At 28.8% G+C, this 26,467-nt stretch carries 27 protein-coding genes; 22 read left to right on the forward strand and 5 right to left on the reverse strand.

Translation table 11 applies throughout. The annotated features are described in order from the left end of the window. Positions 1–11: 11 nt before the first annotated feature. Positions 12–1,244: a pyridoxal-dependent decarboxylase gene (locus Q0776_RS04415; protein ID WP_298365433.1), complete on the reverse strand. Its 1,233-nt coding sequence runs from the start codon at positions 1,242–1,244 to the stop codon at positions 12–14. A 180-nt stretch (positions 1,245–1,424) separates the two neighbouring features. Here Q0776_RS04415 and uvrC point away from each other — a divergent pair, with 180 nt between their 5' ends. Together uvrC and Q0776_RS04425 are read left to right on the forward strand one after the other, a co-directional pair. Next, the gene (uvrC, locus tag Q0776_RS04420; RefSeq protein ID WP_298365436.1) at positions 1,425–3,215 is read left to right on the forward strand and encodes an excinuclease ABC subunit UvrC; all 1,791 of its coding nucleotides are present in this window, start codon (positions 1,425–1,427) and stop codon (positions 3,213–3,215) included. Then, the gene (locus Q0776_RS04425; RefSeq protein WP_298365438.1) at positions 3,215–5,434 is read left to right on the forward strand and encodes a patatin-like phospholipase family protein; all 2,220 of its coding nucleotides are present in this window, start codon (positions 3,215–3,217) and stop codon (positions 5,432–5,434) included. The genes uvrC and Q0776_RS04425 overlap by 1 nt, the downstream gene beginning before the upstream one ends. 48 nt (positions 5,435–5,482) lie before the next feature. Here Q0776_RS04425 and Q0776_RS04430 read toward each other — a convergent pair whose 3' ends face one another. Together Q0776_RS04430 and Q0776_RS04435 are read right to left on the reverse strand one after the other, a co-directional pair. Continuing rightward, a complete protein-coding gene (locus Q0776_RS04430; protein ID WP_298365440.1) occupies positions 5,483–7,033 on the reverse strand; it encodes a ribonuclease E/G in 1,551 nt (516 codons plus the stop codon). A 279-nt stretch (positions 7,034–7,312) separates the two neighbouring features. Further along, entirely contained in the window at positions 7,313–7,603 is a 291-nt protein-coding gene (locus Q0776_RS04435; RefSeq protein ID WP_298365442.1) for an HU family DNA-binding protein, read from the reverse strand. 133 nt (positions 7,604–7,736) lie between these two features. Here Q0776_RS04435 and mutY point away from each other — a divergent pair, with 133 nt between their 5' ends. The 5 genes from mutY to Q0776_RS04460 are packed head-to-tail and all read left to right on the forward strand — an operon-like array spanning position 7,737 to position 12,211. Beyond that, a complete protein-coding gene (gene mutY / locus Q0776_RS04440) occupies positions 7,737–8,777 on the forward strand; it encodes an A/G-specific adenine glycosylase (protein WP_298365444.1) in 1,041 nt (346 codons plus the stop codon). A 36-nt stretch (positions 8,778–8,813) separates the two neighbouring features. Next, entirely contained in the window at positions 8,814–9,254 is a 441-nt protein-coding gene (ssb, locus tag Q0776_RS04445) for a single-stranded DNA-binding protein (protein ID WP_298365446.1), read from the forward strand. Between the two features lie 21 nt (positions 9,255–9,275). After that, positions 9,276–10,592, forward strand: a complete 1,317-nt coding sequence (gene gldE, locus Q0776_RS04450) for a gliding motility-associated protein GldE (protein WP_298365449.1) — start codon at positions 9,276–9,278, stop codon at positions 10,590–10,592. 8 nt (positions 10,593–10,600) lie between these two features. Beyond that, positions 10,601–11,155 carry a gliding motility lipoprotein GldD gene (gldD, locus tag Q0776_RS04455; RefSeq protein WP_298365452.1) on the forward strand — a complete coding sequence of 185 codons (555 nt, stop codon included), beginning with the start codon at positions 10,601–10,603 and terminating at the stop codon, positions 11,153–11,155. Between the two features lie 3 nt (positions 11,156–11,158). After that, a complete protein-coding gene (locus Q0776_RS04460) occupies positions 11,159–12,211 on the forward strand; it encodes a COX15/CtaA family protein (protein WP_298365454.1) in 1,053 nt (350 codons plus the stop codon). Positions 12,212–12,262: 51 nt separating this feature from the next. Here Q0776_RS04460 and Q0776_RS04465 read toward each other — a convergent pair whose 3' ends face one another. Together Q0776_RS04465 and Q0776_RS04470 are read right to left on the reverse strand one after the other, a co-directional pair. Beyond that, entirely contained in the window at positions 12,263–12,640 is a 378-nt protein-coding gene (locus Q0776_RS04465) for a hypothetical protein (RefSeq protein ID WP_298365457.1), read from the reverse strand. Between the two features lie 93 nt (positions 12,641–12,733). Next, a complete protein-coding gene (locus Q0776_RS04470) occupies positions 12,734–13,111 on the reverse strand; it encodes a heavy metal-associated domain-containing protein (RefSeq protein WP_298365460.1) in 378 nt (125 codons plus the stop codon). 90 nt (positions 13,112–13,201) lie between these two features. On the opposite strand from Q0776_RS04470, the gene Q0776_RS04475 reads away from it, so the two are divergent. From Q0776_RS04475 to Q0776_RS04545, 15 genes are all read left to right on the forward strand, one after another. Next, on the forward strand, positions 13,202–14,074 hold the full coding sequence (locus tag Q0776_RS04475; RefSeq protein ID WP_298365464.1) for a DMT family transporter: 873 nt from the start codon (positions 13,202–13,204) through the stop codon (positions 14,072–14,074). A 275-nt stretch (positions 14,075–14,349) separates the two neighbouring features. Further along, positions 14,350–14,970: a 50S ribosomal protein L21 gene (rplU, locus tag Q0776_RS04480; protein ID WP_298365466.1), complete on the forward strand. Its 621-nt coding sequence runs from the start codon at positions 14,350–14,352 to the stop codon at positions 14,968–14,970. Between the two features lie 34 nt (positions 14,971–15,004). After that, positions 15,005–15,265: a 50S ribosomal protein L27 gene (gene rpmA / locus Q0776_RS04485; protein WP_298365469.1), complete on the forward strand. Its 261-nt coding sequence runs from the start codon at positions 15,005–15,007 to the stop codon at positions 15,263–15,265. A gap of 80 nt (positions 15,266–15,345) precedes the next feature. Beyond that, on the forward strand, positions 15,346–16,575 hold the full coding sequence (locus tag Q0776_RS04490; RefSeq protein WP_298365472.1) for a glycosyltransferase N-terminal domain-containing protein: 1,230 nt from the start codon (positions 15,346–15,348) through the stop codon (positions 16,573–16,575). Further along, a complete protein-coding gene (locus Q0776_RS04495) occupies positions 16,572–17,207 on the forward strand; it encodes a Crp/Fnr family transcriptional regulator (RefSeq protein WP_298365474.1) in 636 nt (211 codons plus the stop codon). The genes Q0776_RS04490 and Q0776_RS04495 overlap by 4 nt, the downstream gene beginning before the upstream one ends. Before the next feature lie 71 nt (positions 17,208–17,278). Then, positions 17,279–17,836 (forward strand): YeeE/YedE thiosulfate transporter family protein, encoded by a 558-nt coding sequence (locus tag Q0776_RS04500; protein ID WP_298365476.1) that lies wholly within the window; start codon positions 17,279–17,281, stop codon positions 17,834–17,836. A 2-nt stretch (positions 17,837–17,838) separates the two neighbouring features. Continuing rightward, on the forward strand, positions 17,839–18,252 hold the full coding sequence (locus tag Q0776_RS04505; RefSeq protein WP_298366391.1) for a DUF6691 family protein: 414 nt from the start codon (positions 17,839–17,841) through the stop codon (positions 18,250–18,252). A gap of 11 nt (positions 18,253–18,263) precedes the next feature. Further along, positions 18,264–18,914 (forward strand): Crp/Fnr family transcriptional regulator, encoded by a 651-nt coding sequence (locus Q0776_RS04510; RefSeq protein ID WP_298365478.1) that lies wholly within the window; start codon positions 18,264–18,266, stop codon positions 18,912–18,914. After that, complete coding sequence (moaA, locus tag Q0776_RS04515) at positions 18,898–19,884, forward strand: GTP 3',8-cyclase MoaA (RefSeq protein ID WP_298365479.1); 987 nt, start codon at positions 18,898–18,900, stop codon at positions 19,882–19,884. Before Q0776_RS04510 ends, moaA begins: the two co-directional genes overlap by 17 nt. Before the next feature lie 62 nt (positions 19,885–19,946). Then, complete coding sequence (locus Q0776_RS04520; RefSeq protein ID WP_298365480.1) at positions 19,947–21,143, forward strand: molybdopterin molybdotransferase MoeA; 1,197 nt, start codon at positions 19,947–19,949, stop codon at positions 21,141–21,143. A 34-nt stretch (positions 21,144–21,177) separates the two neighbouring features. Next, positions 21,178–21,657 (forward strand): cyclic pyranopterin monophosphate synthase MoaC, encoded by a 480-nt coding sequence (gene moaC / locus Q0776_RS04525; RefSeq protein WP_298365482.1) that lies wholly within the window; start codon positions 21,178–21,180, stop codon positions 21,655–21,657. Continuing rightward, on the forward strand, positions 21,650–22,762 hold the full coding sequence (locus tag Q0776_RS04530) for an NTP transferase domain-containing protein (protein ID WP_298365483.1): 1,113 nt from the start codon (positions 21,650–21,652) through the stop codon (positions 22,760–22,762). The genes moaC and Q0776_RS04530 overlap by 8 nt, the downstream gene beginning before the upstream one ends. Next, positions 22,755–23,585, forward strand: coding sequence for a DUF1835 domain-containing protein (locus Q0776_RS04535; RefSeq protein ID WP_298365484.1), 831 nt, complete (start codon positions 22,755–22,757; stop codon positions 23,583–23,585). Before Q0776_RS04530 ends, Q0776_RS04535 begins: the two co-directional genes overlap by 8 nt. After that, on the forward strand, positions 23,582–24,658 hold the full coding sequence (locus tag Q0776_RS04540; RefSeq protein ID WP_298365485.1) for a HesA/MoeB/ThiF family protein: 1,077 nt from the start codon (positions 23,582–23,584) through the stop codon (positions 24,656–24,658). The genes Q0776_RS04535 and Q0776_RS04540 overlap by 4 nt, the downstream gene beginning before the upstream one ends. Next, positions 24,659–26,428 (forward strand): DNA mismatch repair protein MutS, encoded by a 1,770-nt coding sequence (locus Q0776_RS04545; protein WP_298365487.1) that lies wholly within the window; start codon positions 24,659–24,661, stop codon positions 26,426–26,428. Positions 26,429–26,467 lie beyond the last annotated feature (39 nt).

Here is a 26,467-nt window from a genome sequence, read left to right on the forward strand (position 1 = left end):
AAGTTTTTAGCTTATTTAATGTTTTTTAAAGCTTTAACAAATTTTAGCAAATCATGAATTTCAACATGATCCATCATTATAACTTTATACCAGTTATTTTTTCCATTATGCGTGTCAGGTACTAAGCCATATTTTTGTGCTAAATTAGAAGGAACATATTCCGATTTTAGCGTAACAATATTCATAAATGGATTTCTATAATATTCTATATTTAAATTGGTTAGTTGTTCGCAAAACCATTCAGTACGTAGCAATAATGTGCTAATTTTTTCGAACCACCCATAATAACCATAGCTAAATAAAATCATCCAAACAGCAATTGCATTCGCACCTGAACGACTTCCAACAATTGTTAAATCCATTCCATCCACATATTGAGCCTCTTTGGTTAGTACATTTTCAATTAAATTTTTTCTACATAAAAACACACCAGTTCCATAAGGTGCTTGTAGCATTTTGTGTGCATCAATTGTAATTGAAGAAACATGTGGGTTTTTGAAATTTATAGTGGATTGTTTATTTGAAATAGGATAAATAAATCCGCCAAAAGCACCATCTACATGGATTTTATAAACAACCTTATATTTCTCTAAAATTTCGGCATACATATCCGGATTATCGACGGATCCAAACATAGTAGTTGCCATATTTGAAATTACCATGAAGTACTTTTTTCCTTCAGAAATCAAATTTTTAACAATGGTGTCTAATTCTCCTTTAATAATCTCTCTTGAATTAAAATCAACCGGAATACTAACATTTTCAATGCTTAATAAATTTGAACCTTTGTGAACCGAGTAGTGAGTATCTTCAGATGAAAGAATAACCATTTCATCTAAATTGGCATTGTATTCTTTTTTAAAAAGATTACGATAAATCCAAAGTGCTTGCATATTGGCTTCTGTTCCACCAGTGGCGATATACCCATCATATTCGTTTTCAACTGCTTTAAAAATATCAACTGCTAATACACGAATTACTTCCTTTTCTAGTTTTTGCGAACCTTTAAATGCTTCTTCACTTTTACCTACAGTATGGCATCCTATGTTATTTGGATTTGCAATAAACGACTTTAACAGTGGTGAGTCGTTTAAAAAAGCACCACTAGTATTAAAAACATTTTCATCTAATTTAGAAACTGGGTAACCTAAATAATTGCTATTTTCAAAATCAACTGTTGATTCTAAGGCTTTATCTATTTTTTTTATTAGTTTTTCTTTAGAAAATTTTTTCCAATATTTCATTTTTCCAATACTTTACGAATTATTTAAAATTGAATTCAAAAAAATTAGCCTTTTTGAATTTATCGCAAAAATATAGAAATTGACTGTGTTTAAATCAAAAAATGTTAGATTTTTATACAGAAACTAAAAGCTACTTAAAAAATAGTACTTTTATTCATTCATTTTTAAATAAAATATTTTTTGAAACTAGAAATTCAAATAAAAACATTACCAACACAGCCTGGAGTTTATCAATATTATGATAAGAATGGGACTATTCTGTATATTGGAAAGGCAAAAAATTTAAAAAAAAGAGTTGCATCGTACTTTAATAAAACCCACGACTATGGGAAAACAAATGTACTTGTAAAAAAGATTGCAGATATAAAACATATTGTTGTTAATACAGAGACCGACGCATTATTATTAGAAAATAACCTAATAAAAAAATACCAGCCAAGGTATAATGTAATGTTGAAGGATGACAAAACTTATCCTTGGATTTGTATTAAAAAAGAGCGTTTCCCACGTGTTTTTTTAACTAGAAATGTTATTAAAGATGGTTCGGAATATTACGGTCCATATACCTCGGTTAGAACCGCTAAAGCACTTTTAGATTTAATAAAAGAACTTTATCAGTTGCGTTCGTGCAGCTATTTTTTAAGTGAACAAAATATTGAGCAAGAGAAATATAAAGTTTGTCTCGATTTTCATATTGGAAATTGTAAAGGCGCATGTGAGGGATTACAAGAAGAAGAAAATTATAATAACGATATAACTGCAATAAGGAATATTATAAAAGGAGATTTTAAAGAGGCTATAAAATCGTTTCATAGTTTAATGATGTCCTTTGCCGAGAAAATGGAGTTTGAAGAAGCACAAAAAATAAAAGAAAAAATAGATTTATTATCCAATTATCAATCAAAATCTACCGTTGTAAACCCTTCAATTACTAATGTTGATGTATTTTCAATTGTCTCGGATGAAAGTTATAGTTATGTAAACTTTTTTAAAATTTCCAATGGAGCAATTATTCAATCGCATACTTCAGAAATTAAAAAGAAATTAGATGAAACGGATAAAGAATTATTAGAACTTTCCATTATTGAAATTAGACAACGATTTAACTCACAATCGAACGAAATTTATGTGCCTTTTAAGGTTGATTTAGGTGAAAAAATTAAAGTTACTGTCCCAAAGTTAGGAGATAAAAGAAGAATTGTAGAGTTAAGTATTAGAAATGCAAAATATTATAGGCAAGAACAGTTTAAACAAATTAAAATTGTTGATCCAGACAGACATGTAAAACGGTTAATGGCCCAAATGAAAAAAGATTTAAGGTTAAGTGAAGAGCCAAGAAACATTGAATGTTTTGACAATTCAAATATTCAAGGAACAAATCCGGTAGCGGCTTGTGTGGTGTTTAAAAACGGTAAACCAAGTAAAAAGGATTACAGACATTTTAACATTAAAACTGTTGAAGGACCCGATGATTTTGCTTCAATGGAAGAAGTAGTTTTTAGAAGGTATAAACGTTTACAAGAAGAAGGTATTGAGTTACCGCAGCTAATTGTAATTGATGGAGGAAAAGGGCAACTATCTTCGGCTTTAAAAAGTTTAGATATTTTAGGGTTAAGAAATAAAATAGCAATAATTGGTATTGCTAAAAGACTAGAAGAAATTTATTATCCCGATGATCCTGTTCCTTTATATTTAGATAAAAAATCTGAAACCCTAAAAATTATTCAACAATTACGAAATGAAGCCCACAGATTTGGAATAACACATCATAGAAATAAAAGAAGCAAAAGCGCATTAGAAAATGAACTTGAACAAATTGTTGGCATAGGTAAACAAACTGTTGTATCTTTATTAAGGAATTTTAAATCGGCAAAAAGAGTTGGATTGGCATCACTTGAAGAAATAGAGAAAGTAGTTGGTAAATCTAGAGCAATAAAAGTTTATAACCATTTTAATAAAAATAAAAATTAATGAAAAAGATAATGCTAATCTTATTCATGTTTTCGATTTCAATCGGGTTTTCCCAAAATGACTCGATTAAAAAAGATATAAAAGTAGGTCTTGTTCTTAGCGGAGGAGGCGCAAAAGGATTGGCGCATATTGCGGCATTAAAAATAATTGAACAAGCAGGAGTTAGAATTGATTATATTGGAGGAACAAGTATGGGGGCAATTATTGGCGCATTGTATGCCTCAGGTTACACAGCTAACCAATTAGATTCAATAGTAAAAAGAATAGACTTCAATACAATTTTATCTGATGAATTGCCAAGGAAAGCAAAACCATTTTATGAAAAAGAAGGCGTAGAAAATTATGCGATATCGGTTCCAATTCAGGATAAGAAAGTTGGTATTCCAGTAGCTATTTCCGAAGGGCAAAATGTATTAAATTTATTAACTGAGTTAACACAGCAAGTTAACAGTATTAACGATTTTAATAAATTACCTATACCATTCGTTTGTATAGCTACAAATTTGGAAACTGGAACTCAAGAAGTTTTAAATAAAGGATTTTTACCTGAAGCAGTTAAAGCAAGTGGATCATTTCCAACATTATTAGCTCCTGTAGAAATTGACGGGAAATTGCTTACGGATGGAGGAGTTGTTAATAATTTCCCTGTAGAAGAAGTATTAGCTATGGGTGCCGATGTAATTATTGGTGTTGATATTCAAAGTGGATTAGCTGATAAAGAGGAATTGAATTCGGCAGTTAAAATATTGAATCAAATTGTTGGTTTTCAAATGTATAAAACTTTAGTATATAAATACAATATTGTTGATTTGGTTATTAAACCTAATATGCGAGATTACACCGTAGTTTCATTTGATAAAATAAATGAAATTTTAAAAGAAGGTGAAATTGCCGCTCTTGAAAAATTGGAACAATTAAAAGATATTGCTAGTTGTCAGCTAAAGACAAAGAGTAAAAATAATAATAACGTTTATGGAGAAAATTTTCTCGTTAAAAAAATTGAAATCCATGGAAATTTAAATTATACACGAGCTTATATACTTGGAAAGTTAAACTTAAAAACAGGAGAAATAACTAGTTATAAAGGGTTAGTTGAGAGTATTAATAATTTAACAGCAACAAAGAATTTTGAGAATATTCAATATAGAATAATACATGAAAATGATGGATGTATAGTTAAATTTAAAGTAAAAGAACATAGAGTATCAAATTTATTACAGCTTGGTGTACACTATGATGATATATATAAAACAGGAATTTTATTGAATTTAACAACCAAACACCTATTTAATAAAAATGATATTTTTTCAACAGATTTAATTTTAGGAGATAATATAAGATATAATTTAAATTATTTTATAGATAATGGGTTTTATACAAGTTTTGGTATAAAATCTAGATACAATAGCTTTAGTTCTAATGTTAATTTTGATGAAGGAAGTGTAAATAAAATAAATTTAGTTTATGAAGATTTTACAAATCAAATATACTTTCAAACGGTTTTTAGCAGAAAGTTTGCCATTGGAGTTGGAGGTGAGTATAAACATTTAAAGGCTTTTACCGAAACTATTTCTTCTTTAGAAAATAATAATTTAAATGCAAACGATAAGAAAAGATTGTATTTTGATAATTCGGATTATTTAAATTTGATAGGTTATTTAAAGATTGATACCTATGATAAAAAATACTTTCAAAAGAAAGGAGCCTACTTAGATATGGATTTTAGGTGGTATTTAGGGTCTTCAGATTTTAACGAAAATTTTTCTTCATTTTCACAATTTAAAGGAAAAATAGGCTTTGCGTATACATTCTTTAATAATTTAACAATGCACTTTATTTCTGAGGCAGGTATTACAATTGGAGATAATGAAAATAGGGCGTTGGATTATAATGTTGGAGGCTATGGTAAAAATTTTATAAATAGTTTTATTCCGTTTAATGGTTATGACTTTGCTGAATTAAATTCAAATTCTTTTTTGAAGTCTGGTTTAACAGCTCGATTGGAATTTTTACCTAAAAATTATTTGTCAGCAACTGCTAATTTTGCGAGAGTGGAAAGAGATTTATTTAATGAAGGGAAGATTTTTGAAAACACCAAATCGGGATATATGCTTGGATATGGAATTGAAACTTTTTTAGGGCCAGTTGAAATAAACTATGCTTGGTCCCCGGATCATACTCAAAAATTCTGGTATTTTAATGTTGGGTATTGGTTTTAAAAAAAAAGCCCCGCATTAAGCGGGACTTTTATAGATATTGTGTATGCCTTATTTAATTAATTTACCCTCTGAATTGGTAAATTCAAATTTTAAATATTGATAAGCATCTCTTGGTAAAATTTTAATCCACTTTTTATGTTTTGAAAACCATCTATGTTGTATTGATGGTATTCCTTTTTTTAAGTAGGCAGCAATAAAAGGATGTACATTAAGTACAATTTTTTTATGCCCTTTTAAATTAATAAGTTTTTCTAGTTCAGCTTCAATTTTGTCTAAAATAACAATTGGAGCCTCAACTTCACCTTCGCCGCTTGGGTTAGGTTCTTTTGTTTTAATTACTAATTCAGGTCTAACTCTTTGTCGTGTAATTTGTACTAAACCAAATTTACTTGGAGGTAATATTTTGTGCTTTGTTCTATCAAATGCCATTTCATTTCTTAAATGATCATAGAGCTTTTGTCTATGTTCAGCCGTGTGCATATCAATAAAATCAACCACAATAATTCCACCCATATCACGTAATTGTAATTGCCGTGCAATTTCTGATGCTGCAATTAAATTAACTTCCAATGCGGTATCTGCTTGAGACATTGCTTTATTGGATCGGTTACCACTATTTACGTCTATTACATGAAGTGCTTCCGTGTGTTCAATTACTAAATAAGCACCTTTGCTCATAGAAACAGTTTTTCCAAATGATGTTTTTATTTGGCGTTCAATACCAAATTTCTCAAAAATTGGTAGTTTCGATGTGTATAATGATACAATGGATTCTTTTTCTGGATCAATTTCTTGAAGATATTCTTTAGTCTCTATATACATTGTTTCATCATTTGTAACAATGCTAGTAAAAGAATCGTTAAATATATCTCTTAAAATTGAAGAAGCTCGATTTAACTCGCTTAGTACTTTAATTGGTGTTTGTTGTGCTTTTGAATTTCTTATTTTTTTACACATAACCACCCACCGTTCTAAAGAATTTTGCAAATCTTTATCTAGTTCCGCTACTTTTTTATTTTCTGCAACGGTTCTAATAATAACTCCAAAACCTTTAGGTTTAATGCTTTTTATTAGTCTTTTTAATCGTTCTTTTTCATCAGGATCCATAATTTTTTGTGAAACGGAAACTCTATCTGAAAAAGGAACTAATACTAAATATCTACCTGCAATTGAAATTTCAGAACTCATTCGAGGACCTTTGGTAGATATTGGTTCTTTTACAATTTGAACTAATAAGTTTTGACCTGTTTTTAAAACGTCAACTATACTTCCATTTTTATCAATGTCTTTTTCTAGTTGAAAGTTTTTTAAAGTGTAATCTTTAATTTTACCTGAGCTTATACCTTTAATAAATTTATTTAGAGAGGTTAACTGTGCTCCTAAATCATGGTAATGTAAAAAACCGTCCTTTTCATAACCAACGTTAACAAACGAGGCATTTAATCCGGAAAGTACTTTACCAATTTTAGCTAAAAAAATATCTCCAACAGAAAATTTATTTCCATTAGATTCATTATTTAACGCAGTTAATCTTCCATCTTTTAATAAGGCAAAATCAATATCAGAGGAATTTGATCGTATAATTAATTCTGTTTTCACTCTGAATTGTTTTTATGTTCAAAAAAGCAATATTGCTTTATTTGAACGATTTATAATAAGTTTTCAGGAATTTTACCCAACGATAGTTAATATTAAATAACTATCTATTTCAATGAACTTTCTTAAAATTCAAAGAAAAAGTAAGCTAAGCTTACTTTTTCTTTTTGTGTCTATTTGCTCTTGCTCTTTTCTTACGTTTGTGAGTAGAGATTTTAGCTCTTTTTCTTTTTTTACCACTTGGCATAATAAAATGTTGTTATGTTAATAATTTCTTTTAGCTTAAGCTACTTCAACGCTGCTTTTTACACCCTCTACAAATACTTTTGCAGGTTTAAAGGCAGGGATATTGTGAGCTGGTATTTTTATTGTTGTATTTTTCGAAATGTTTCTCCCAGTTTTTTCGGCTCTTGTTTTAATTATAAAACTTCCGAATCCTCTTAAGTAAACATTATCTCCTTTTTCTAAAGAATTTTTTACCTCGTCCATAAACGCTTCAACAGTTGCTAAAACATCTGCTTTCTCGATTCCAGATTTATCTGAAATATTCGATACGATTTCTGCTTTCGTCATTTTTAAATATTGTTATATATGTTATTATAAAATTAAGACGGCAAATATAGGATATATAAATCAAAATCAAAAAGTTAATTCATTAAAATTTAATCAATTAAAACATGTATTATTGCATTTATTAAAAAAACCAATGAATTTTTCTAACCAATTAATAGTGTGGTATTTACATAACAAAAGGAGTTTGCCTTGGAGAGCAACAAATAATCCTTATTATATATGGTTATCTGAAATTATTTTACAACAGACTAGAGTAGACCAAGGAATGGACTATTATTTAAAGTTTGTTGAGGCATTTTCTACGGTTTATGAATTGGCAAATGCTTCAGAAGAAGAAGTGTTAAAGCTATGGCAAGGTTTAGGTTATTATTCACGAGCTAGAAATTTGCACTTTTCGGCAAAATATATTGTCAATGATTTAAATGGTGTGTTTCCAAGTACATATAATGAGTTGTTAAAACTTAAAGGAGTTGGCGATTATACGGCATCTGCCGTTGCATCCATATGTTTTAATGAGCCAACAGCAGTTGTAGATGGAAATGTTTATAGAGTGTTAGCGCGTTATTTTGGAATTGAAACACCTATTAACTCAACCAAAGGAGTTAAAGAATTTAAAAATTTAGCTCAGGAACTTATAGATACTAAAAATTCGGGAACTCATAACCAGGCAATAATGGAATTTGGAGCGCGTATGTGTAAACCTCAAAATCCAGATTGTGAAATTTGTCCGCTAAACAATAGTTGTATAGCATTATCAAAAAAAATAATTAAAGAACTTCCTGTAAAGGAAAAAAAGATTAAAGTAAAAAAAAGGTATTTTAATTATTTGGTAATTCAAACCGACAATGATTTAACAAAAATGGTTAAAAGAGAAAAGGGTATATGGAAAAATATGTACCAATTTCCATTAGTTGAAACTTTGTGTCCAATTAACGAAGAAGAATTAATTGAAAGTGAATTGTTTAAAAGCTTATTGGGTACAAATAAAGTCAATTTAAAACTTTTACAAAATAATTCTAAACCACATAAATTGTCTCATCAGCATATTTATTCAAAGTTTTGGTTAATTAAAACCAATTCTAGTAAAAATTTTAACCAAACCTGGCAGGTTGTTAAGCAATTACCTGTTCCAGTTCTGATTGATAATTTTTTAAACGAATTTAATTTCAACTAATTTTTTTAGTACTTTTGAATATTAAATCTAAAAAAAATGGCTGGAACAATAAATAAGGTAATTTTAATAGGGCATTTAGGCGATGAAGTAAAGATGCACTACTTTGATGGTGGAAATTCTATTGGCCGTTTTCCATTAGCCACAAACGAAACCTACACAAATAAGCAAACGGGAGAAAAAGTAACCACAACAGAGTGGCACAATATTGTTGTGCGAAATAAACTAGCCGAAATTTGTGAAAAATATTTGAATAAAGGTGATAAAGTTTATTGTGAAGGTAGAATTAAAACACGTCAATGGGAAGGTGAAGATGGGTCTAAAAGATATACTACCGAAATTCACGTTGTAGATATGACTTTTTTAAGTACAAAAAGCGAACTGAATAACCCATCTCCAAATGTTGCTCCGAAATCAGAAACAACAAAGCCAAACCCTTCAGTTAACGAAGTTAGTGGCGACGATGATTTGCCATTTTAAGTTTAATTAAATTAAAAGTACTTGGATCCTGAGCCCACATTTTTATTAATAAATTTATTAGAGAGTATTAATATTTGGTTATTAATAAGTATAGTTGCGCTTTTTTTATTGCTTTTACTCTCTGCCTTAATTTCCGGTGCAGAAGTTGCTTTTTTTTCACTTTCAAAAGAAAAGATTGTTGCTGCAGCCCAATCAAAGTTAAGTAAAGATAAAATTGTTGTTGAACTACTGGAGAATCCGCAAAAACTTTTGGCAACAATATTAATTTCTAACAATTTTATAAATATTTTAATTGTTTTAATATTTGCTTATATAGGCGAATCAGTTTTTAGTCATATTTCGTCGGTCTTATTAAAATTTTTAATAGAAGTAGTTTTAGTAACGTTTTTAATTTTACTTTTTGGTGAGGTTTTGCCAAAAGTTTATGCCACAAGAAACGCTCTTAAGTTTTCATCATTTATGGCGTTTCCATTAAAAATACTAAGTAAACTTTTAACATTTGTAAGTGCTCCTTTAATGAGTTTAACAAATGTAATAGAAAACAGATTGGGGCAAAAACAATCTAGTTTGTCAGTCGAAAAATTGTCGCAAGCATTAGAACTAACATCTAACGAATCAACAACAAAAGACGAACAAAAAATATTAGAAGGAATTGTAAGTTTTGGAAATACAGAAACCGGTCAAATTATGACCCCCAGAATTGACGTATTTGCACTTTCTAATATGGAGACTTATGAAAATGTAATTTCGAAAATTGTAGATAAAGGATATTCTCGTAATCCTGTTTATAGTGAAAACACCGATGATATAATTGGTGTCTTATATGCTAAAGATTTGTTGCCTCATTTAAATAAATCTAATTTTAAATGGCAAAGCCTAATAAGAGACCCTTACTTTGTTCCTGAGAATAAAAAATTAGATGATTTATTGAAAGAATTTCAAGAAAAGAAAAATCATTTAGCAATTGTAGTAGATGAATATGGAGGTACAAGTGGTATTATTACACTAGAAGACGTTATTGAAGAAATAGTTGGTGATATTAATGATGAGTTTGATGATGATGATGTTTCATATTCAAAATTAGATGCAAATAATTTTGTTTTTGAAGGGAAAACCAACCTAAAAGATTTTTATAAAATTGTGGAGGTAGAAGATACCGATTTGTTTGATAAGAATAAGGGAGAATCAGAAACTATTGCTGGTTTTATTTTAGAAATCTGCGGAAAGTTTCCAAAGAAAAATGAAGTTATTAAATTTAAACCATATACTTTTAAAATCGAGTCTATGGATAAGAAACGAATTAAACAAATTAAAATTACAATACATAGAAACTCATAGTCTTTAGAATGAAAAATTTTATAGTTTTATTAGTATTTGTTATATGTATGATTTCTTGTAATAACAATACACTTCCCAAACCAAAACCATTTCTTAAATTAAATTATCCCGAAGTAATTTATGCTGAAATTGATAGTAATTGTCCTTATTTTTTTGAAACTTCAAGTTTAACAGAAATAGATGTTAAATCAAATTGTTGGGCAATACTTAAATATCCAAAATTAAAAGCAAGTATTCATATAACATATCGCACCGTTGAAAATAACTTAACTGAAATACTAAAAGAGGTTGAAAAGTTAACTTTCGAACATGCAATTAAGGCCGATGCAATTCCCGATGCGCTTCCTTATGAAAATTTTGAAAAAAGAGTTTTTGCAAAATTGTACAATGTAGAAGGAAATGTAGCATCAAATTTGCAGTTTGTTGCAACCGATAGTTTAAACCATGTATTGGCAGGTTCGCTTTATTTTTATGTGAAACCAAATTATGATTCAATTAAACCAGCAATAAAATATATTGAAAAAGATTTAGTTCATTTGGTTGAAACTTTAGAATGGAAATAAATTATGAGAAACGAGTATAAGTATTCAAGATTAATTAGAAATTGGTTAATTCTTGGTTTGTTAATGTTAATTGGTCAAGTAATTCTAGGTGGAATAACACGCCTTACAGGTTCAGGTCTTTCTATAACTCGATGGGATGTAATTACAGGAGTAATTCCGCCATTAAATGCTCAACAATGGATAGAGGCCTTTGAATTGTATAAACAAACCCCTCAGTTTCATAAAATTAACTCAACTTTTAATTTAGAAGAATTTAAGTTCATTTACTTTTGGGAATATTTTCATAGGTTATGGGTGAGATCTTTAGGGTTTATTTTTTTAATTCCATTTGTGATATTTCTTATTAGAAAAAAGATAAATTTTTATTTAGTAAAGCGTTTATTTGTAGTTGTTTTGCTAACTATTTTAACAGCCTCAGCTGGATGGATAATGGTTAAAAGTGGACTCGTTAACAGACCTTGGGTTAATGCGTATAAATTAACTATTCATTTTATTTTGGCGCTATTAGTTGTGGCTGCTATGGTAAAAACAATTGCCGATGTTTATGGCTACGGAGGAAGTAAATCATATAAATTAAGAACAAGTGTTTCTCTTGTTTTAGGTGTTACTTTTATTCAAATGATTTTTGCAGGCTTAATGTCTGGAATGCGAGCGGGGTTATATTATCCAAGTTGGCCCGATATGAATGGTGAATTTGTTCCTGCCGTGTTATTGAATTCTGAAAACTGGACTTGGAAAAATATGATTAACTACGATAGTTATTTATTTGCACCTGCATTTATTCAATTTACACATAGAATTTTAGCTTACCTCCTTCTTTTATTAACCATTTATATGTTTTTTAAGTTAAAGAATAAAGTTAAGTTTCAACCAAAATTATGGCTAAATTTATCACTTTATTTGGTGTTTTTACAGGTTATTTTAGGGGTGTTAACTGTGTTAAATGTTGAAGGTAAAATACCTTTATTTTTAGGTGTTAGCCATCAATTAGTAGGTTTGTTATATTTTATAAGTTTATTGTTTCTTTCCTATGGGATAAGAAAGTTTAAGGCATAAAAAAACTCCAATTTATAATTGGAGTTTTTAAAATTTTAAAAAGAATAATAATTATTGTTTGGTAATGTCCTTTACCGCATCAACACCTTCTTTAACTTCTTTTTTTACTTTGTCTGCACCATCTTTTACAGCCTCAGCACCATCTTCAAGTTTTTTCTTAGCAGCCTCGGCAGCATCTTTTACATCAGCAGCTAATGAATCCACAGCTTTTTCTGCACTTTCAACTGCTCCTTCAACAGCGTCACCTGCTTCCTCAGCCGCATCTTCAACAGCGTCGGTTGCTTCTTCAGCAGCATCTTCTAGTGCTTCTTTAGCAGCGTCAACTTCTGTAGAGATTGCGTCTTTAACATTTTCTTTTTTTGTTTCTTTACAAGAAACGGTAATTACACTAATAAGTGCAATAGCAATTAATAATTTAATTGTTTTCATAATATTTAATTGATTTGATTGATATTACAAAGAAACAATAAAAATAATTAATTTTTAAAATGATAATAATAAATATTGACTTAACTCATTCATTTATTTCATTTTGGTTATAATTTCTTCTAATTCTGTAGTTTTTGAAACAGAATACAGATCTCCTCCAGCAATTTTGTTAATGTTAGAAGAAATATCGGCTGCACTTAATTTGTTCTGGTCAAATGTAATAACTCCCTTTTTCGACTCAAAATCGACGTTTGTATAAGTAACACCGTCAACTTTAGAAAGTTTAGACTGAATTAAACGTGCACATCCAATTTCGCAAGTCATACCTTCAATGTCTACCTCAATACTTTTAAGGTTTTCAGTAAGTTCAACTTGTTTATTACTGTCTGTTTTTAAACGCTCTTCATTTTTAGATTCTTTACAAGAAATAAGAGCCATAGTAATAACTAAAAGATAGATTATTTTTTTCATAATTATTTAAAGTAGCTAATTTTAAGCGAAATTATGAACTAATAACTTCAATTCCGAATATTTAAACGAATTTTGCATTTTATTTAGAAAATGGAATATAATAAGTTACGTTGGGTTTATTTATTTGCGCTATCATTAATTTGGGGAAGTTCATTTATTTTAATGAAATATGCTTTGGTAGGTTTAACAGCAATGCAGGTTGGAGCGCTTAGAATTTTAATTACTTCGGTTTTTATAATTTTATTAGGTTTTCGAAAGATTTTGAGAATTAATCGTAGGCATTGGTATTATTTAACTTTGAGTGGTTTTTTAGGTTCTTTTTTTCCAGCCTTTTTAATGGCTTACACCGTTGAAAGAATGGATAGTGCTGTGGTTTCTATTTTAAATTCATTAACACCTTTAAATACTTTAATAATTGGAGCTTTAATTTTTGGATTTAGCTTTAGGAAAAGACAATTGATTGGGGTTTTAATTGGTTTGTTTGGAACGTTAATGTTAATTTTAAAAGGAGCAGAATTAAATCCCAACCAAGATTATTTTTATTCGAGTTTTATTATAATTGCTTCTATTTTTTATGCATTAAATATAAACATTTTAAAAAAATATTTACACGATATAGATGCTTTAACCATTACTGTTGGAAACTTTGTTGTTTTAATTTTACCTACTCTTATACTATTGTGGTTCACAGGTTTTTTTAGCACTTTTGAATTTACGGAAAGCAGCATTACAGGACTAGGATATCTTATTGTTTTGGCGATATTTGGGACTGGTTTGGCAAAATTAATGTTTAATAGATTAATTCAAATATCTTCACCTATTTTCTCCTCTTCAGTAACTTATATTATTCCAATTGTAGCTATCACTTGGGGTGTTTTAGATGGTGAAAAAATTTCCTTTATTCAGTTTATAGCTGCCTTTATTATTCTTTTGGGCGTTTATATGGTGAATAAAGCTAAATAAGAGATTTTTTAAGCATTATTTTGGTTAAATTAATTTTTAAATTCCATAAATAAAATTGAAGTATTTTTAGTTTAAAAATTGTAATTTAATTGCAAGTAAATGTCAATACATAAAATAAAATTTTGAAATGCCTATTATTTTATTTGTAAATACTTCAAAATGAGAGAATTCTTAGATGAATATTTGTTTTGTTTAATAGTAAAAAAACTTTATATTTGCACCCGCCTTAATTAAAAAGGTAAATATTATTAACAAAGCGAATAAAAACTATACGTATGTATGCAATTGTAGAAATAGCAGGGCAGCAGTTTAAAGTAGCAAAAGACCAAAAGGTTTATGTACATCGTTTACAAGAAGAAGAAGGATCAAAAGTTTCTTTTGATAAAGTTCTTCTTTTAGACAACGAAGGTGCAGTATCAGTTGGCGCCCCAGCTATCCAAGGAGCCGAAGTAACGGCCAAAATCTTAAGTCACTTACAAGGTGATAAAGTTATCGTTTTCAAAAAGAAACGTAGAAAAGGATTCAGAAAAAAGAATGGTCATCGCCAAGCTTTAACTGAAATTCAAATTGAAGGAATTGTTGCAAGTGGTGCTAAAAAAGCAGCTAAAAAAGCAGAAGCTAAAAAAGCAGCTCCAAAAAAAGCAACTAAAGCAGATGATTTAAAGAAGATTGAAGGAATTGGTCCAAAAATCGCTGAAACTTTAGTAGCTGCTGGGATTGTAACTTATGCTGATTTGGCAAAATCAAAGCCAGCTAAAATTTCTGAAATTATTGCTGATGTTCGTGGAAATCACGTAACTGATACATGGCCAACGCAAGCTCAATTGGCTGCTGATGGTAAATGGGATGAATTAAAAGAATTACAAGATAAGTTAGACGGAGGCGTTGAAAAATAAATCTGTAAAGTTTAACCTTTAATACTATAAAACAATGGCACATAAAAAAGGAGTTGGTAGTTCGAAGAATGGTAGAGAATCAGAATCGAAACGACTAGGAGTAAAAATATTTGGTGGGCAAGCTGCAATTGCAGGTAATATAATTATCCGTCAAAGAGGAACTCAACACCACCCTGGTGAGAATGTATATATGGGAAAAGATCATACTTTACACGCTAAAGTGGACGGTTTGGTAAAATTCCAAAAAAGAAAAGATAATAGATCATATGTTTCTGTTGAGCCTTTCGAAGCTTAATAAATTCACTATTTAAAATTTAAACTCCCTAACTGAAAAGTTAGGGAGTTTTTTTATGCATATTTTGTACATTTGCTTTTATGCATTATGTGTACAATTTTCTTGTTTATTTAGCTAGTTTAGGGCTTAAATTGGTTGCCCCATTTAATAAAAAAATAAAACTGTTTGTTAGCGGACGAAAAGATTCATTTTTAAAACTTTCAGATGAAATTTCTGTTGATGATAAAGTTATTTGGATGCATTGTGCATCATTAGGAGAATTTGAGCAAGGAAGACCAATTATTGAAAAGTTAAAAGAAAGTGAACCTTCTAAAAAAATTGTACTTACATTTTTTTCTCCGTCGGGATACGAAGTGCGTAAGGATTATAATTTTGCTGATGTAATCTGTTATTTACCATTGGATACCATAAATAATGCGAATTTATTTTTGGATATAGTTCATCCTGAAATTGCAATTTTTGTAAAGTACGAATTTTGGCCAAACATTTTAAATCAACTTAAAAAACAACAAATAAAAACAATATTAGTTTCTGGAATTTTTAGAGAAAATCAAGCTTTTTTTAAATGGTATGGAAGTTGGCTGCGAAAATCATTAAAAGCATTTTCTCATTTTTTTGTTCAAGATAAGTTATCAAAATCATTATTAAATAGCATAAACTTTAACAATATAACATTGGCTGGAGATACGCGTTTTGATCGTGTTTTTGAAATAACAAAACAAAATAATACTCTAAATTTTATAGACGAATTTAAGAACGGACACTTTACCATAGTAGCGGGAAGTACTTGGAAAGATGATGAAAACATATTGGTGGATTATATAAATAATGAAGCTTCAGCTAATGATAAATTTATTATAGCACCTCATAATATAAACCCAGAAGATATTAATGAATTAAAAAAATCAATTTTCAAAAAGGTTGTGTTGTTTTCAGAAAAAGAAAATGTTGAATTGAAAGACTATCAGGTTTTTATTATTGATACCATTGGTATTTTAACCAAAATATATAGTTATGCCAATGTTGCATATGTTGGTGGAGGTTATACGAAATCAGGTGTTCATAATGTATTAGAGCCTGCTACTTTTGGAATTCCAATAATTATTGGGCCTAATTATTATAAGTTTTTAGAAGCAGTTGAACTAGTAGAAGAAGGAGCTTGTTTTGTTGTAGAGGAATCTAAAAAATTATCCGTACTTTTAAACAAGTTAAAATTAAAAAATCAGTTTGTTGAAACCGGGAAGAAGGCTGGAAATTATGTAAAAAACAAAACTGGTGCTACTAACATAATATTAAAGTATATAAAATGATAAGAGAGAAATTAGACAAATTTTATTCATTTGTTTTTGAAAAGGAGTTATTAGATGAAATTGAGCAAGTTGGAATTTATAAAAAATTACGTGATGGAGAATTATTGGTAGATTTAGGAGACCAAATGAAAGGCGTACCTTTGTTATTAGAAGGAGCCATAAAAATTGTTAGAGAAGATAAAAAAGGAGAAGAAATATTATTATATTTTTTAGAAAAAGGAGATACATGTGCAAGTTCATTTGCAAGTGCAATTTCTAACGGTAAATGCGGAATTAGGGCAATTGCAGAAAAAGATTCTGAAATTATTTTTCTACCAAAAGAAAAATTAGATGAATGGTTGGTAAAATATAAATCTTGGAGAAATTTTGTAATTGATAGTTACAATATTCGTCTAAATGAAATGATGGAAACTATTGATACTTTGGCATTTATGAAAATGGATGAGCGTTTGTATAAATATTTAACCGATAAAGCTCAAATATTACGTGAAACAACTTTAAATACAACACATCAAGACATTGCTTATGATATGCACACATCTAGAGTTGTTATTTCAAGATTGTTAAAACAGCTTGAAAATGAGGGTAAAATTAGGTTGTATAGGAATAAAATAGAAATTTTAGAATTTTAGCGCTTTGTAACAAATGTCACATAGTAATTTAATTTATATGATACATTTATATACAAACAAATAAATAAATTATGGATTTTATCTTTCAACCTTGGCCATGGTATGTTGCAGGTCCGGTGATAGCAATTGTTATGTTTTTGCTATTTTATTTTGGCGAACGCTTTGGTGTTTCGTCTAATTTAGAAACTTTTTGTTCCATTGGTGGTGCAGGAAAGTTTGTAGATTATTTTAAAATTGATTGGAAAGAAAATACATGGAATTTAATTTTTGTGATAGGAGCTATTTTAGGTGGTTTTATTTCTACGCAATGGTTAACTACAACTGAAGCCGTTGCAATAAATCCACAAACAATTCAAGACTTAGCAGATATTGGAATACAAAATGCAGGGTCTTCATATTTGCCAGACGAAATTTTTAGTATTGAAACTATGTTGAGTTTAAAAGGATTTTTAATTCTGTTAATAGCTGGTATTATGGTAGGTTTTGGTGCTAGATGGGCAGGTGGATGCACATCGGGCCACGCAATTGTAGGCTTAAGTAACTTAGAAATTCCTTCACTAATATCTGTTATCGGATTTTTTATTGGAGGATTAATAATGACATGGTTAATTTTACCTTTAATATTCTAATTATGAAATATATTAAATTTTTATTGGTAGGAATTATTTTTGGTATTGTTATGTCCAAAGCAGAGATAATTTCATGGTATAGAATATACGAAATGTTTAAATTTCAATCATTTCATATGTATGGAATAATTGGATCGGCTGTTATACTAGGTATGATAAGCATGTTTTTATTTAAGAAAAAGATGGTAAAAACCTTTGAAGGAAATGATATACATGTATCACCAAAGAAAAAAGGTTTATATAGAAATCTTTTAGGAGGTATTCTTTTTGGACTAGGTTGGGCGCTCGCAGGTGCTTGTCCAGGTCCAATGTTTGTCCTTATAGGTAAGGGAGTGGTATCTATTTTAGTAGTTATTTTTGGGGCTACCTTGGGGGCTTTTATGTATGGAGCATTTAAAGATAAATTGCCTCATTAATATGGCATTTTATGATAGTAAATGAAATTGCTAAAAATCTATTCACAACTATTTTTGATGAAAAATTAATAGAAGAAATTGGGAAATATGGTATTTTAAAAAATGCTGAGCCCGATCAAATATTACTTGAAATTAGACGAGATGTTCATTTTGTTCCAATTATTGTTTCAGGTATTGCAAAAGTAATGAGAAGAGATGGTAAAGGAAATGGACTATTTTTACATTATTTATCAGATGCTCAATTAAGCGCAATTGCCATTTCTTATGGACTTCAAAATAAGAAAAGTGAAATTAGAATTAAAGCTGAAACTAATATTACTTATATTGCAGTCCCTATTAAAACTGTAAATTTATGGTTTGATAAATTTCAGTTATGGAGAAATTATTTTTTAAAAATTAATCAAATACAAACATCACAAGTAATAGAAAAGGTTAATGATTTGGCTTTTGAGAATTTAGAATTTAGAGTTCTAAAGTATTTAAAAGAAACAAGTTTAATTCATAAAAGTAATTTAATTCCAAGAAAGCATTTTGATATTGCGCGTGATTTAAAAGTTACTAGAGAAGCAATTTCACGAGTTTTAAAAAAGATGGAGAAAGATCAAATTATAACTTTGGGTAGAAACAAAATTACTCTCAACAATAATGGAGTTAAAAGATAAATTTGGTAGAAAAATAAGTTATTTACGATTAGCAGTTACAGACAGGTGTAATTTGCGATGTCAATACTGTATGCCATCTCAAGGAATTGATATTGTTGATAGAAAAGAATTACTATCGTATAAAGAAATGTATCGAATAACTCGAATACTTTCAGAATTAGGTGTAAATAAGGTTCGTTTAACAGGAGGTGAACCTTTTGTTCGAAAAGATTTTGTTAATTTTTTAGAATCACTTTCTTTTAACGATAAACTAAATGAAATTAACATAACTACTAATGGAGCATTAATTTCAAATCATATAGATAAATTAGAAGAACTTAAAATAAACGCCATTAACTTAAGTATTGATAGTTTAAAAAGAGAAAAATTTGCTCAAATTACACGGCGTGATGTGTTTGAAAACGTTTATGATACTTTTGAAAAACTAGAAAAAAGTAATTTAAACTTAAAATTAAATGTTGTAGTTCAATCTGGTTTTAATACCGATGAAATTATTGACTTTGTAGAACTTTCAAAAGATAAGAATATTGCTGTTCGATTTATAGAAGAAATGCCTTTTAATGGAAAAGGCCAGCGAATTATGGAAGATGAATGGAATTTCAATAAAATACTAAATCATATAAAAGAGAATTATCCCAAAATTGAACAAGTTTCTTCTTCAAAATCATCTACTTCAGTAAATTTTAAAATACCAAACTACAAAGGTAATTTTGGAATTATACCGGCATTTACTAGAACTATCTGTAACGATTGTAATAGAATTAGAATTACAGCAACAGGTATGTTTAAAAACTGTTTATTTGATGGAGGTGTTTTTAATATACGAGATTTTATAAGAAATGGAGCTAGCGATGAAGAGCTAAAGGAATTATTTATAAAAACCGTTCATAATAAACCAGAAAATGGTTTTATTGCCGAAGAAAACAGAGGAAATGATGTATCTGAAAGTATGTCTACAATTGGAGGGTAAAGTAAATTACTAATAATAATTTTTCAATTACCAAAAATCATTATGAACTCATAATTTTTCAAATGAAATTAACAACAGTAAAAGAAGCCTTGAAAATTATTCTTAACAACACCGAAGATTTTGGAGTTGAAGAGATTGATTTTTTAGAATGTGAAGGTCGTGTTTTAAAAGAAGACATTATAGCCGATAGAGATTTCCCTCCATTTAATCGAGTAAGTATGGATGGAATTGCAATTAATGCAGCCACATTCAATTCTGGAGAAAGAGATTTTAAAATAGAAGGCGTACAAGCTGCTGGAAGTCCTCAAATTACGCTTAAAGATACATTTAATTGTGTTGAGGCTATGACAGGAGCAGTATTGCCTTTAAATACAAATGTTGTTATTCAATACGAATTGTTAACTATTAAAAATGGAGTTGCAACTGTTAATTTAGAATCGGTTAAGGATTTTCAAAATATTCATAAAAAAGGATTAGATAGAACAGCTGGAGATGTATTAATTGAGAAAAACAAAGTAATTACAGCGGCAGAAATAGGTGTGCTGGCTACTGTTGGAAAATCGAAAGTAAAAGTTGGTAAACAACCAAAAGTAATAATTGTTTCAACAGGTAATGAGTTGGTAGAAATAACAGAAACTCCAGCGGAACACCAAATTAGAAGAAGTAATGTTTATACATTAGTTTCCTTATTAAAAAAATTAAATATAAATGCAGAAACAGCGCATATTTTAGATAATAAAGAGGTTTTAAAAGCTAAAATAGAAAACTACTTATCTAATTTCGATGTGTTAATTTTTAGTGGAGCAGTTTCAAAAGGGAAATTCGATTTTATTCCTGAAGTTTTAAATTTTTTAGGCGTAGAAAAATTATTTCATAAGGTGAATCAACGCCCGGGAAAACCGTTTTGGTTTGGTAAAAAAGGTGTGAAAACGGTTTTTGCATTTCCAGGAAATCCGGTTTCAACTTTTGTTAGTTGTTTAAAATATTTTACACCTTGGTATAAAAAATCTATGGGATTAAATTTAAATAATAGGGAAACAGCGATATTAACCGAAGATTTTTATTTTAAACCTAGTTTAACCTATTTTTTGCAAGTTAAAACTAACATAGAAAATGGAAAAACTTATGCAACTCCAGTTTCAGGTAAAGGATCTGGCGATTTAGCAAATTTAGTTGATGCTGATGCTTTTTTGGAATTACCAAATGATAAAACTAATTTTACCAAAGGAGAGGTTTTCCCGCTTATTAATTATAGATAAACACAGTTCTGAACGTGATTCAGAATATTCTCATATGGAATCAGATTTCACACATATCAATAAAAAAAATCAACCTAAAATGGTAAATGTTGGTAATAAAAAAATTACCAAACGTAACGCCATTGCTAAGGCAACAATGTATTTAGGTAAAGAAATTGTTGCTTATTTTAATAATGAAGAGCTAACAACTAAAAAAGGACCGGTTTTTCAAACGGCTATTATTGCAGGAATTCAAGCAGTTAAAAAAACTTCAGAATTAATACCAATGTGTCATCCGTTATTAATTAATGGTGTTGATATTGATATTGATATTGTAGATAAAGAACATATAGAAATTTTGTGTAATGTTTCAATTGAAGGGAAAACAGGTGTGGAAATGGAAGCCTTAACAGGTGCAAATATTGCAGCTTTAACGGTGTACGATATGTGTAAGGCTATTTCGCAAAAAATGATAATAAAAGAAGTGAAGCTGGTTGAGAAAACTGGTGGAAAAAGCGATATAAAAAATGGGTAAACATCAAAAGCACGCTAAGTTAAAGCTGAGAAATAATGATAATTTTGCTCCAAATGAAATTGCTATTTTAGGGACTAAATGCAATATAATTTCTGATTTAGTGAAATCAGTTTCAGAAAATTTAACGGATTATAAGTTAGCATATTTTGACGCCTCACACAGTAAAGAGATTCAAAAAAATAATTTGGAAATATTTACTTTTCATTCTTCGGGTAACTTAAATGCGAACTCAAATGTTGATGTAAATAAATTCAATCAGCGTAGCCAATTTTCGCAATTTGATTTTGTATTTATAAATGGAAATCATTTCCAAGGAGCAAAACAAATATTGGTGTTGGATAACGATAAAGAAGCATCAGTATTAAAAAGATTACAGCAATTAATTAACATTCAATTTATTATTAAATTAGATAAAGAATCTAAATTTTTCGATTTTTTAGAAGAACACAACCCTCAAATAAAAAATCTACACTGTTATCATATTTCAGAAACTCATAAAATTTCAAAACATATTGAAAATTTAATTAAGGAAAAAATTGCTCCTGTTACAGGTTTAGTTTTAGCCGGAGGGAAAAGTGTTAGAATGGGAACTGATAAAGGAAAACTTGATTTTTTTGGAAAAAGTCAGAGAGAGGTTGTTATAGAAATGTTGCAAAAGAATAATGTTAAAACCTATTTATCTGTTCGCGAAGACCAAAAGGTGAAAATTGAAAATAAAATTACCGATAAGTTTATTGGATTAGGCCCGTTTGGTGCAATTTGTTCTGCATTTCAGAAAAATCCAGATTCGGCTTGGTTAGTGTTGGCAACCGATTTACCTTTTGTAAATGATGAGGTAATTCAACTATTATTAAAAAATAGAAATCCTTCAAAAGTTGCAACAACCATAAAAGGAAAAGGTAAACAATTTCCAGAACCTTTAATTACTATTTGGGAACCAAAAAGTTATACGTTATTGTTAAATTATTTAGCTCAAGGATACTCTTGTCCACGAAAAGTATTGATAAATTCTGAAGTTGAAATTATTGAAATTGATGATAATTTAATTAGAAATATTAATACTCCAGAGGAGTTTAAATCTGCATACAAGGAAATAAATGGATAATGTTTTACACGTTGTAAATGGTGATTATACAGCGCAAATTTTTAAGCAAACAATAATAAAAGGTAAAGTTGTAGTTTGGAGAGAACTTTTATGTGAAGGTCCAATAGAAATTGAAGTTGGTTCGGATGATTTTTGGATGAATCGTTACAGTTATATTAAAACAAATTTTGGAGTTGAGCGATTAGAATATTTTGATAAAACTATTAAGGAAATTATTCAACTAGAAGATTTAGAAAAATTTGACGAAGTAGTTTTATGGTTTGAGTATGATCTATTTTGCCAGGTGAATTTAATAGCAGCTTGTTCTTATTTATTGCAAAGTTTTAGAAAAGATGTTGCCTATTTTTTAGTGTGTACAGGTTATGAGAAAGGAAAAAATGAGTTACAATCACTTTCTAATTATATGCCAAAACAATACCCTAATTTATTAGAAAATAGAATAAAGATTTCTAAAACTAATTTAGAGTTTGCAAATAATTGTTGGAAAATATTTGTTGAGAATAAGAAAGATAACCTTAAAAATTATAATTTCAAACATTCAAAATTTAGGTATTTACAAAAAGCAATAGATCAACACCTAGAAACCTTTCCTAAGGAAAACGGGTTGAATGAAATTGAAAACAAAATACTTGAATTAATAGAAAGTAATTCTTTTTCAAAAAATGAAATAATAAGACAATTATTGCTTTGGCAAAATGCTGAAACAGTATATGGTTTTGGAGATTTACAGTATTTCAATTACCTTCAAAAATTAAGTAAATATTTTGAAGTGAAAGATGAAATATATACTTTGAACGAATTGGGAAAAACAAAACTGCAATGATTACAAAAGAGGACTTTTTTAAACGTCAAACTACACTTTTGGAAATAGGAGAGGATGGGCAACAACTATTGCAAAATGCAAAAGTATTGATTATAGGTTGTGGAGGTTTGGGAAGCCCAATTGCGGTTTATTTAGCGGCCAGCGGAATTGGTAATTTACATTTGGTAGATTTTGATACCGTTTCAGTTTCAAATTTACATCGACAGGTTTTTTATAAAGTGAAAGATGTAAATAAATCTAAAGCAGAAATTCTTGCTAAAGCTGTTAAAGAAAGAGCTCCATTTACAAAAGTTTCTTTTGCAAATAAAGCTGTTGATAAAAATTCAATTTTAGACTTAATATCCAACTTTGACATTGTTGTTGATGGAACAGATAGTTTACCAATAAAATATTTAATTAATGACGCTTGTGTGCTCTTAAAAAAACCACTGGTTTATGGTTCTTTGTATAAATTTGATGGTTATGTAGCAACTTTTAATGTGTTAAATAATACAGGTGGTTTTAGCTGTAATTTACGAGATGCATTTCCAACAATAGCAACGGATATTCCAAATTGTGAAGAAGCTGGCACAATGAATCCAATTGTTGGTGTTATTGCTTTAATGCAAGCAAATGAAGTTGTAAAGTTTCTAACCAAGACAGGTAAATTAATTACAAACCAATTGTTGATTTACAATGCGTTGGAAAATTCTCAATTTAAAATGAAGTTGCGTAAAAACGAATCTATAAATATTGAAGATATTTTTAAAAATTCAGATTATTTAGATACTTATTGCGAAACTCAAGATACAAATTTATTAATTACTGCTTCAGAATTTAAAAAAATTGAAACGGACTATAAAATGGAAGTTATAAGTGTTTTAAATCATACAGATGCGCCAATACCTTTTAAAGTGCATCAAAAAATTCCATATAAAACTTTTAATGTTGAAGATTTTAATCCTGATTTTGATAAAAAATATGTTATTATTTGTAAAAAAGGAATTACAAGTTATGATGTAACTTTAAAACTAAAAGAAAAATATCCTTTGCTATCTGTTGTTAGTTTAGTTAAAGGAATTGACAATTATTAAATGCAAAACCCACAAGAATTTTACAGAAATCAAAAAGCAATTTTTGAACAAGAATCAATCAAATTTAAAAAGAAACTTACATTTTCTAGTTTACTACGTTTAAGTACTTTTTTAGCAATTATTTTAGGTATCTATCTGTTTTTTGGAAATATATCGGCAGTTTTAATAGTTGTTGGTATTGGTATAATTGTATTTATATATTTAGTTTTAAAGCACAGCAATCTTCAATATAATTTTAATTTAAATAAAAGTTTAATTTCAATTAATAATACAGAAATAAAAGTATTAAAAAGAGATTACTTGAATTTAGATGACGGAAGTGAATTTATTAATCCAAAACACGCTTATAGTTACGATATAGATTTGTTTGGGCGAGGATCCTTTTTTCAATATTGTAATCGAACCGTAACGGCCGAAGGAAAATTTGAACTTGTTCAGGAATTAACTTCAAATCCAATTGAAACTATTGAAGAAAAACAAGAAGGTATTGACGAGTTGAGCAATAAACCGGCTTGGAGACAGCATTTTTCGGCAATTGCAAGTTTGGTTAAGGTACAACATTCTGCAAAAGAAATTGTAAAATGGATACATGGTTATAAGTTAGTATTTCCTAAATGGTTATCATTTGTTCCAATTGTGTTTTCTATAGTTTCAGTTGCAATTATTATTGGTGTAGGTTTGCGTTTAATTCCTGATGTAATACTATTATTATGGTTTTTAATTGGATTGGTTTTTTCGGGTATTTATCTGAAAAAAGTAAATGTACTTTATAATAATGCCTGTTATGCAAAAGATACATTTAAGCAATACCATAAACTATTAAATGAGATTGAAAATACCACTTTTAAGTCTAAAATTCTAAAGGGTAAACAAGAGGAAATTAAAACTGAAACTGAAAGTGCATCGCATATTTTTAAACAATATTCTAAACTATTAGATGCTTTGGATCAACGAAATAATGTAATAATTGCAATTGCAGGAAATGGATTGTTTCTAAGAGATTTGTTTCAGGTTTATAAAATTGAAAAATGGATTGAAGCTTATAAAAGCAATGTAGAAAATTGGTTTCAAGTAATTGCCTTTTTTGATGCTCAAAATTCATTAGCCAATTTTCGGTTTAATCATCCAAACTATGTTTTTCCAAAAATTAATAAAGGAGGTAACATAATTAAGGCAGAAAATTTGGGACATACTTTACTAAAAGAAGAACAGCGAATTGACAATAATTTTAGTATAAAGAATGAACAATTTTTTATTATAACTGGTGCAAATATGGCAGGGAAAAGTACTTTTTTACGTACAGTTTCATTATCTATAGTTATGGCAAATATGGGTTTGCCAGTTTGCGCTAAAAGTTTTGAATATTATCCAATTAAGTTAATTACAAGTATGAGAACAACAGATTCCTTGGCCGACGATGAATCTTATTTCTTTTCTGAATTAAAAAGACTAAAATTTATTGTTAATGAAATAAAGGAGGACAACTACTTTATTATTCTCGATGAAATTTTAAAAGGCACAAATAGCACAGATAAAGCTATAGGATCTAAGAAATTTGTTCAAAAATTAGTAGCCTCAAATTCTACCGGAATTATTGCAACACACGATTTGAGTTTGTGTGAAATTGAAAAAGAATTAATGCAGGTAAAAAACTATTATTTCGATGCAGAAATTATTAATGACGAGTTAAATTTCGATTACCAATTAAAAGATGGAATTTGTAAAAATATGAATGCTTCCTTTTTATTAAAAAAAATGAAGATAGTTTAAGAGGTAATGAAAAACTGCAAATATTAAAGATTTTACCAA

Source organism: uncultured Lutibacter sp., from assembly GCF_947495725.1.
Taxonomy (GTDB): domain Bacteria; phylum Bacteroidota; class Bacteroidia; order Flavobacteriales; family Flavobacteriaceae; genus Lutibacter.